The sequence below is a fragment of the Acinetobacter sp. ANC_7634 genome (genome assembly GCF_056779875.1).
The window spans coordinates 45,021-55,010 of record NZ_JBWYIT010000015.1 but is presented as its reverse complement, the minus strand read 5'-3'; the positions used below and the strand labels follow the sequence as shown (position 1 = coordinate 55,010).

General features: G+C 38.4%; 8 protein-coding genes and 4 tRNA genes. 4 read left to right on the top strand and 8 right to left on the bottom strand.

The features are described from left to right. Nucleotides 1–253: 253 nt before the first annotated feature. The 3 genes from yfiR to yfiB are packed head-to-tail and all read left to right on the top strand — an operon-like array spanning nt 254 to nt 2,483. Nucleotides 254–769: a regulatory sequestration protein YfiR gene (yfiR, locus tag AC1M9A_RS13480; RefSeq protein ID WP_481610407.1), complete on the top strand. Its 516-nt coding sequence runs from the start codon at nt 254–256 to the stop codon at nt 767–769. Further along, a complete protein-coding gene (gene dgcN / locus AC1M9A_RS13475) occupies nt 762–1,979 on the top strand; it encodes a diguanylate cyclase DgcN/YfiN (RefSeq protein ID WP_481610406.1) in 1,218 nt (405 codons plus the stop codon). The genes yfiR and dgcN overlap by 8 nt, the downstream gene beginning before the upstream one ends. A 24-nt stretch (nt 1,980–2,003) precedes the next feature. Then, nucleotides 2,004–2,483 (top strand): outer membrane lipoprotein YfiB, encoded by a 480-nt coding sequence (yfiB, locus tag AC1M9A_RS13470; RefSeq protein WP_481590901.1) that lies wholly within the window; start codon nt 2,004–2,006, stop codon nt 2,481–2,483. Between the two features lie 110 nt (nt 2,484–2,593). On the opposite strand, the gene AC1M9A_RS13465 is transcribed toward yfiB, so the two are convergent. The 8 genes from AC1M9A_RS13465 to secA form a co-directional block, all read right to left on the bottom strand. Then, nucleotides 2,594–2,670: transfer RNA gene (locus AC1M9A_RS13465), tRNA-Pro, on the bottom strand. A 17-nt stretch (nt 2,671–2,687) separates the two neighbouring features. Further along, nucleotides 2,688–2,763: transfer RNA gene (locus tag AC1M9A_RS13460), tRNA-His, on the bottom strand. 37 nt (nt 2,764–2,800) lie between these two features. Next, nucleotides 2,801–2,877: transfer RNA gene (locus AC1M9A_RS13455), tRNA-Arg, on the bottom strand. A gap of 47 nt (nt 2,878–2,924) precedes the next feature. Continuing rightward, nucleotides 2,925–3,001, bottom strand: a tRNA-Pro gene (locus tag AC1M9A_RS13450). Nucleotides 3,002–3,157: 156 nt separating this feature from the next. After that, nucleotides 3,158–4,225, bottom strand: a complete 1,068-nt coding sequence (nadA, locus tag AC1M9A_RS13445; RefSeq protein ID WP_481610411.1) for a quinolinate synthase NadA — start codon at nt 4,223–4,225, stop codon at nt 3,158–3,160. Nucleotides 4,226–4,338: 113 nt separating this feature from the next. Beyond that, nucleotides 4,339–5,559, bottom strand: coding sequence for a bifunctional glutamate N-acetyltransferase/amino-acid acetyltransferase ArgJ (gene argJ / locus AC1M9A_RS13440; RefSeq protein ID WP_481610405.1), 1,221 nt, complete (start codon nt 5,557–5,559; stop codon nt 4,339–4,341). A 169-nt stretch (nt 5,560–5,728) separates the two neighbouring features. Further along, entirely contained in the window at nt 5,729–6,079 is a 351-nt protein-coding gene (locus AC1M9A_RS13435; RefSeq protein ID WP_481610404.1) for a hypothetical protein, read from the bottom strand. Nucleotides 6,080–6,213: 134 nt separating this feature from the next. Beyond that, nucleotides 6,214–8,928 carry a preprotein translocase subunit SecA gene (gene secA / locus AC1M9A_RS13430; protein ID WP_035267914.1) on the bottom strand — a complete coding sequence of 905 codons (2,715 nt, stop codon included), beginning with the start codon at nt 8,926–8,928 and terminating at the stop codon, nt 6,214–6,216. 330 nt (nt 8,929–9,258) lie between these two features. Between secA and AC1M9A_RS13425 the strand changes: the two genes are divergently transcribed. Then, on the top strand, nt 9,259–9,900 hold the full coding sequence (locus AC1M9A_RS13425; protein ID WP_481610403.1) for a peroxiredoxin: 642 nt from the start codon (nt 9,259–9,261) through the stop codon (nt 9,898–9,900). Nucleotides 9,901–9,990 lie beyond the last annotated feature (90 nt).

Here is a 9,990-nt window from a genome sequence, read left to right as displayed (position 1 = left end):
TAAATCCTTGTTTTTCAACAAGTTTTAATCAACATCACCGCCGATGGATGTGCATTCTACAGCATTCCTCCCCCAATGCAACTACTTTTTTCAATATTTTAGTATTTTTTTAAATTATGAGTGTTGAGTGGGCATTTAATAGTCAAATTCACATCATTCAGTATGATATTGATAAAAAATCGAACACTTTAACTTTATTAAAATTAGATTAGAATAGTCACTATTATTTAACTGACTAGAACTATGTTACTAAATGGCTATATTTAAAATCAAAAAAGCCGTATTGATCTCCCTACTGCTTTTGATGTGCAGCTTTAGCCATGCCAATTCCAACCAGAACATTTATCAAATGACTCTATCTATTTTGAGCTATGCCAAAATTTCATCTCCACAACCAGATTTATGTCTAATTGATAACACTGTGGCATTAGCAGAGTTTAATCAAACTATTCAAAAGCAAAATTCAAATATCAAAGCACAAAATATTCATGATTATGAATTAAACATGACCAATTGTGATGTTATATTTTTCTCTAAATCTTCTCCAACAGTCGAACAAAAACTCATCCGAGAATCACTAAATAAGTCAATTCTCTCATTTTCAACAAATAATGAAGATTGCGAGGTTGGAAGTGTTTTCTGTCTCTATAGCAATAAAGCAGGTATTACAAAATTTAAAGTCAATTTAGACAGTCTTGCAAAAACCAAAATCCACGTTGATCCTCGTGTATTACTTCTTGCACAGAAATGGAGTAATTCAGATGATTGATAAATTTTTTGGATTAACTTCACTCCAATCACTATTTAGAAGATCACAATTTTTAATTTTTGCGATTACTTTTTTGATCTGCACTTTAATTTTTGCAACGATTTCAATTTTTACGGTGAAATCATACGCCAATCAAAACTTAACCTTAGTGAGTCGCACAATTGCGGAACGCATTCAACCTGCTCTTGTTTTCCAAGATAAATACACTTTAGACAATATTTTACACGAGTACACACAACAACATTCAATTCGCCTTATCCAAGTATTGGATAGCAGTAAAGTTAAAATCACTGAAAGCAGTAAACTGATAGATCGCCATTCAGAACTTCAAACTTGGTTTGATGGATTATTTTTTTCTAAGCCGATTCAAATTGAAGTTACTCACAATGGACAATTGGTCGGTGAGCTTCATCTATTCGGCAGTTCTCAAGATATCATTTTATTCATTATCAAGATTTGCTTAGCCTTGATTTTAGGTATGCTTTTTATGATTTTCGCCTTATGGTGGTCGGTTAATGCAACCTATCGTCATATTATGAATTCTATATCACCAATTATTCATACAGCACAATTAGTGAGTCAACAAAAAGCATATAATCTCCGCTTTCCAAAAAATGATATTCAAGAATTTCATCATCTAAACTCAGTATTTAATCAACTATTAGAAGAAATTCAATCTTGGCACAATCAGTTACAGTCTGAAAATACTCAGCTTAATTATCAAGTACAACATGATGAATTAACACAATTACCAAACCGACATTACTTTTATAAAGTTTTGTGTAGCCTTTTCGATCAGCCTGATAAACGTGAAAATACTGTTTTGATTTTTATAGATAACAATAAATTTAAGTCTATTAACGATCAATATGGTCATTTAGTGGGGGATGAAGTGTTGAAAGAAATGGCAAAACGATTAAAACAAAACACACGTCAAAATGATTTTGTCGCAAGATTAAGCGGGGATGAATTTGCAATTATCCTAAGTCCTGTCAGTCAGGTTGATCACTTAATTTCGATTGCCGAAAATCTTATAAAATGTTCTGATGAGCCCTTAAAATATAACGGACAATCAATCCATTTTAGTTTTAGTCTTGGTATTGCTTTGGCTAAAGAAGCTCATACCCCTGAGGACTTAATTTCTCAAGCAGACCAAGCGATGTACAAAGCGAAGAATCTAAAACATCATTGGCACATATTTCAACAATAGAATTTTTACTGAGGATTAATACCTATGCTCAATCGTAGTTTCAAACTTTTTATCATGAGCATTCTTTGTATAGGATTAAGTGCATGCTTGGGTATGGGATCTTTAAGCTATAAACAAGTAAAAATGTTAAAACAACAAGGTTTCGTCCTCACAGAGGAAGGCTGGAGTTTAGGACTCCCCGAACGACTTCTTTTCGATTTCGATCAGGCTGAAATCTCTCAAAAAAATCGTGAACAGATTCAACATCTCGCAGCACAACTACAAAAATACAATTTAAAGAAAGTCCGTATCGTCGGTCATACCGATCTTATTGGCAATCCAGATTATAATTTTAAACTTTCTGAAAGCCGTGCCCGAAGCGTAAGCACTATTTTTATCGAAGAGGGTTTTAAACCTGCTCATATCCAAACCATTGGTCGCGGTTCAACCCAACCTATTAATACTGCAAATACTGACGCTGCCCATGCAGAAAATAGACGCGTTGCTGTTATTATCGTGCCTTAAACACTCAACAAAAAAAGATCCTAATAGGATCTTTTTTTAACAGCAAAAATCAGACATAAAAAAACCGCTTAACGCGGTATATTTTATCTGACCATTTATAATGAAATAAATGGTCGGAGCAGTAGGATTCGAACCTACGACCCCCTGGTCCCAAACCAGGTGCACTACCAGGCTGTGCTATACTCCGATTACATCGGTTTGTGTTGGGGTGAATGACGGGATTCGAACCCGCGACAACCGGAATCACAATCCGGGGCTCTACCAACTGAGCTACATCCACCATCACAAAATTTGGCTCTATAAAATCAAGCGACCAATGGCGCGCCTGACAGGATTCGAACCTGTGACCATCCGCTTAGAAGGCGGATGCTCTATCCAACTGAGCTACAGGCGCATTACCCATGATTGCGAGATCATTGGAAAACCTTTGCCTTGAAGAATTGGTCGGAGCAGTAGGATTCGAACCTACGACCCCCTGGTCCCAAACCAGGTGCACTACCAGGCTGTGCTATACTCCGATTCATCTCAGCTTTTGTACCGTTCAACTTATCGTTTGATGTATCGTTCGGTACGGTGTGCATTCTAGGCGTGACGCTGGATAACGTCAACACCTATCTTCAAAAAAAATCAAAAAAACACTTCAAATGTATATTTATCAAGCATTTTGACTAATATTAACGCTTTAATGACGCACTAAAGTTTAACATTCGATCTAATGGTAATTTAGCGCGCTCTGCTAAAGCGGGATCAACATGGACTTCTTGATCACCATGTTGTAAAACATGCAAAATGCCATCCAATTCATTCATTGCCATCCATGGACAGTGTGCACAAGAACGACAAGTCGCTCCCTCACCTGCCGTAGGAGCCTCAATCAAAGTCTTATTCGGCACCATTTGCTGCATCTTATAAAAAATACCGCGATCGGTCGCAACAATCATTGTTTCATGCGGTAGTTCTTTTGCAGCCTTAATCAATTGTGAGGTACTTCCTACTGCATCAGCAACATCAATCACCGATTCTGGTGATTCGGGATGGACTAAAACTGCAGCATCAGGATAGATGGCTTTCATTTGAGCGATACCACGTGCTCTAAATTCTTCATGTACAATACAAGAACCATCCCAGAGCAACATATCCGCTCCAGTTTTCTTTTGAATGTAACGCCCTAAATGCTGATCAGGTGCCCAAATAATTTTTTCACCTAAACTATCTAAATGCTCAACAATTTCGACAGCACAACTTGATGTTACCACCCAATCTGCACGTGCTTTTACCGCAGCTGAGGTATTTGCATAAACCACAACAGTATGATCAGGATGAGCATCACAGAACTTGGTAAACTCATCTACAGGACAACCTAGATCGAGTGAACAAGTTGCCTCTAAGGTAGGCATTAAAATGGTTTTGTTAGGTGATAAAATTTTAGAAGTTTCACCCATAAACTTCACACCAGCCACAACGAGTGTTGTCGCATCATGGTCACGCCCAAAACGTGCCATTTCAAGTGAATCTGAAACACAACCACCAGTCAGCTCCGCAAGCTCCTGTACGACTGGATCACAATAATAATGAGCAACCAATACCGCATTACGCTTTTCCAATTCGGCTTGGATCTCAGCAAATTTTTGCTGCTTTAACTCTGGTGTTAAATCTTGATTGTTTGATTCACCAATCAGGTCTAAATGAGCTTGAACAATTGCTTTCGCATCATTTGCAATTAAATTGGTTGCATCATTCATTATTTGCATCTCTATCCATAGCGCTTATCGATATAAGCAATTACACACCGATTGGATTTGACCAATCATTAAAATTTGATAAATAAAAAGCCTCAACAGGAGGCTTAATTTATTTAAGAACGATAATCTGCGTTGATCTTGACATAATCATATGACAAATCACAGGTGTAAACCGTATCTTTGGCAGAACCACGGCCCAAATCAACGCGGATAGTAATTTCTGATTGATTCATTACTTTAGCACCAGCCTCTTCTGTGTAATCTGCCGCTGCACCACCATCTTTACAGATCTGGACATCATCTAACCATACTTGGATTTTGTCGACATTTAAATCTGGGACACCAGCATAACCAATTGCAGCCAAGATACGTCCCCAGTTAGGGTCAGAAGCAAAGAACGCTGTTTTTACCAAAGGTGAATGTGCAATGCTGTAAGCGATGTCACAACACTCTTGCGTATTTGCACCACCTTCAACTGAAACAGTTATAAATTTGGTAGCACCTTCACCATCTCGAACGATCAACTGAGCCAAGCGCTTCATGACACGTGTAAGTACATCTAAAACAACAGAGTAACGAGCATCTTCTTCAGATGTAATTTCAGCACCACCTGCTTGACCAGTTGCTGCAAAAATACAAGAGTCATTAGTAGATGTATCACCATCAATCGTGATGCGATTAAATGATTGTTCAACCGTGGTTTTTAATAGTTTTTGAACCAATTCACGAGCAATAGGCGCGTCTGTCGCTACGAAGGACAACATTGTTGCCATATTAGGACGGATCATTCCTGCACCTTTTGAAATCCCCGTCATTGTATAAACAACCCCGTCAATTTCAAATTGTTCAGAAGCGCCCTTAGGCAAAGTATCGGTCGTCATAATACCTGATGCTGCTTGAGGCCATACATCATCTTCTAGACTCTCAAATGCTGGTTTTAACCCAGCAATCAAACGCTCCATTGGTAATTGTTCACCAATTACGCCTGTTGAGAATGGCAAAACCTCGTTCTCATTTACACCAGCAATTTTGGCAAATTCAGCACAAGTGTCCTTTGCATTTTTCATACCTGTAGGACCAGTACCTGCATTCGCATTGCCTGTATTAATTACAAGGTAACGTGGATTTGTTTGAGACAAATGCAGTTTTGAAATATGTACTGGCGCTGCGCAAAAAGCATTTTGGGTAAATACACCTGCAACTTGAGTGCCTTGTGCAAATTCAAATACAACCAAGTCACGTCGATTTGGGTAACGTACATACGCTTCTGCTGAGCCAATTTTCACACCCTTTACCACATGCATTTGTGGCATTGATACGTCACCCACCGCCATTTTTGATTGTCCGAATTAAAAAAAATGATGGCTAAGCTTATTAGAAATTAGAAAAAAAATCGAGTGAATAAGGCATTAGGGTTGATTGAAATGAATGATTTGAAATAAATATCGATCCCTAAAAACAATAAAGCCAGTCAAAGACTGGCTTGTGTACGAAATTCTAAAATTAATTAGAGACAGTTTGTTCTAATAAAGCTTGTTTTGCTTTTTCTTGACTTGAACTTGAAAGAGCTGGATTTGATGCAACAATACGATTTGCTGTCACTGGAGTTGCTGGTGCAATTGCAGCTGTTTGAAGAATAATTGGTCGACCAGCTGTATTACCAAGTGTGTAACGAATACCAGTGCGTGGACTTATCACCGTTGTGGAGTCATTTTTAACTTCAGTTTGTGCTTGAGTAACACCCGCAGCTGCTTGAACTTTCGCTAGAGGTACAGTTTTCGTATCAGCATTGGCAAATGCAAAAGCTGGTAAAGCAAAAACTGCAAATAGAGCCGGTTTTAGTATTTTTTTCATTGTCGCTTCCATATATTCAATCATGCAAAATTAAATAGCATTAACTGAGAAAATTGGCAATGCTTATTCACATGAACTGACCAAGCACTATAATAAAATAAAAAAAGCAGAACCTAAGTTCTGCTTCATGAAATTTAGATTTTACCGTGACACTGCTTGTATTTTAAACCAGAACCACATGGACAAGGTGCATTACGGCTTTGAGGTGGCGTAATCTCAACTTCATTCTGATCCAATTCTTGAGTATTAACTGTTTGCTCACCTGTTAAACCATCAACTTCAGCATGAGAAAGTGAAAGTTGCATCGCTTCAGCTTGAGCTTGCTGTTGTGCTTCCATTTCTGCCAGCTCTTCAGGCGTTGGTAAACGTACTAATGAAAGATCTGTCACAACATCAGACTTAATGACAGCTAACATATTTACAAACAGATTGAATGCTTCTTTCTTATATTCCTGCTCAGGATTCTTTTGCGCATAACCGCGTAAATGAATACCTTGACGTAAATAATCCATCGCTGCTAAATGATCTTTCCAGTGGCGATCTAAAGAACTTAACATAAAGTTTCGTTCTAACACTGCTGCAGATTCAGCACCCATTTGTTCACGACGCGCACGATAGCGTTGTAAAACCTCATCAGTAATACGACGTGCTAATGCTTCTTCATCTAATCGACGATCTTGATCCAACCATTGCTGCACAGGAAGATCAATATTAAAGTCTGAGCGTAATGCAGATTCAAGACCTGGGACATCCCACTGATCATGAATTGATTCAGGTGGGATATACGTTTCAATCACCCCTTTCATCACTTCTTCATGCATTGACTCGATGTATTCTTGCAATGTACTTTCTGCCAGAATTTCATCACGCTGTGAGTATATAATTTTACGTTGTTCGTTATTTACATCATCATACTTCAACAGGTTCTTACGAATATCGAAGTTACGTGCTTCAACCTTACGTTGGGCGTTTTCAATCGAACGAGATACCATTTTATGTTCAATGGCTTCATTTTCTTGCAGACCCATTGCACGCATCATTGCGACGACACGATCACCCGCAAAGATACGCATCAAATCATCTTCTAACGATAAGAAGAAACGCGAAACACCTGGATCACCTTGACGACCTGAACGACCACGTAATTGGTTATCAATACGACGAGATTCATGACGTTCAGAACCAATAATATGTAAACCACCAGAATTCAGCACCAGTTGGTTATTTTGTTCCCATTCTGCTTTTAAACGTGCTTCATCTTCAGGAGTTGGATTTTCAATTTTCGCCAGTTTCGCTTTCCAGTTACCACCGAGCAAGATATCCGTACCACGCCCTGCCATGTTGGTCGCAATAGTCACGGCACGTGGAGAGCCGGCTTGTGCAATAATATCCGCTTCACGCTCATGCTGTTTGGCATTCAGTACTTCGTGTGCGATACCCGCTTCTTTCAGTTTATCCGATAAGATTTCAGAAGCTTCAATTGTTGCCGTACCAATCAAAATCGGTGCAACACCAGCTTCATGAATTTTCTTAATTTCTTCAATAATCGCATTGTATTTACCATTACGATTCAAATAAATTAAGTCATTCAGATCTTTACGAATCATTGGACGATGGGTTGGAATCAACACCACATCTAAGCCATAAATTTCTTTCATTTCAGCAGCTTCAGTATCTGCTGTACCTGTCATACCTGAAAGTTTACGGTATAAACGGAAATAGTTTTGGAATGTGGTCGTTGCAAGCGTTTGGTTTTCAGGTTGAATTTCTAAACCTTCTTTCGCTTCTACCGCTTGATGTAAACCTTCAGACCAACGACGACCAGGCATCGTACGACCTGTATTTTCGTCGACAATAATCACTTCACCGTCATGGACAATATAATGCACGTTACGTTGATACAAGTAATGTGCGCGAATGGAAGCTGTCACATGATGAACAAGATTTAAGTTGGCTGCAGAATATAGACTCTCACCTTCTGCCAATAATCCCATCGCAATAAGTTCACTTTCAATGGCTTCAAAACCAGCTTCTGTGATTTCGACTGAACGTTGCTTTTCATCGATCCAGAAGTGCCCACCATCTGCAACTTTTTCTTCTTTTTGAGCATGTAACTTTGGCGGAATCGCATTCATTGCCGCGTAAAGTTGTGAGGAATCTTCGCTTTGACCCGAAATAATAAGTGGAGTACGTGCTTCGTCAATTAAGATTGAGTCAACCTCATCGATAATCGCATAGGCAAGACCACGTTGTTTTTTCTCGGCTAACGAGAACACCATATTGTCACGAAGATAGTCGAAACCAAATTCGTTGTTTGTACCGTAGGTAATGTCTGCTCGATAAGCTTCTGCTTTTTCGACAGGATTCTGCATGGAGTAGATCACCCCAACAGATAATCCCAAAAATTCATAAAGTGGACGGTTTAACTCAGCATCACGTTGCGCCAGATAATCATTGACTGTAATAACGTGAACACCTTGTTCACTAATTGCATTTAAATATACAGCCAAAGTACCCATTAGGGTTTTACCTTCACCTGTACGCATTTCTGCAATTTTACCTTCATGTAAGGTAATACCACCGATCAACTGTACGTCATAATGACGCATACCCATAATACGTTTACCAGCTTCACGACATACTGCGAAAGCTTCTGGTAACAAGCGATCAAGACTTTCGCCGTTTTTATAACGTTGTTTGAATTCTTCTGTTTTTGCAGATAAGTCTGCATCACTTAACACAGATATCGTCGGCTCGAGCGCATTGATCTTCTCGACAATTTTACGCATACGCTTCAATTCGCGCTCGTTTTTAGTACCGAAGATTCCTCCGATCAGACTTGCCAACATATAGACTCTCTAAAACTTACTTATCAAAATGATTTTTCTCAAACGTTATTATGGTGCTAGAAATTTGAAGTACAAGGGTTTTAAACAAATGCAATCAAAAAATTTCTGGATTATTTTCCATGACGCATGAGCAACGGCGAGTTAATGTAGCAAATTTGATCAGAAATATATATCGTTCAAATTCAAATTTATGAACGTTTATTTGCCTTCGGACATTCAAATAAATCTGTTTTTTTCATAACTAAATAAAAAAACACTATTTTTAATTATAAAGAGTTTCCGCCATATTAATTTCAGCACATTAAGGTTTTGATAAAAATAGAGGTTTATATGGCATTACGTTTAGGTGACACCGCTCCAGACTTTGTACAGCAATCAAGTGAAGGAGTAATTAATTTTTATGATTTTTTAGGAGATCATTGGGGAGTTTTATTTTCACACCCTGCCGACTACACTCCCGTATGTACGACGGAATTAGGTTTTACAGCAAAACTAAAAGACGAGTTTGAAAAACGTAATGTTAAAGCGATTGCTCTCTCTGTAGATGATGTTGAATCACATCATGGTTGGATTAAAGATATCAATGAAACTCAGTCTACCACGGTAAATTTCCCAATCATTGCTGATCAGGATCGTAAAGTTTCGACTTTATATGATTTCATCCATCCCAATGCCAGCGAGACCCTAACCGTCCGATCTCTTGTGATCATTGATCCAAATAAAAAAGTACGCTTAATTATTACTTATCCAGCGTCAACTGGTCGCAATTTCCATGAAATTTTACGTGTTATAGATTCATTACAGTTAACAGATAACTATAAAGTGGCAACCCCTGCAAACTGGCAACATGGTGAAGATGTTGTGATTGTTCCCTCTATTAAAGACGAAAATGAAATTCAACAACACTTCCCTAAAGGGTACAAGGCAGTGACACCTTATCTACGTTTAACACCTCAACCTGATCTTGATTAATTTTGACGAGCCATCAAGTTTCAGCGTTCAGCCTATCCTCAGATAGGCTTTTTTTGATTATTGCTTATAATCTTTAACGTATTGTTTTAA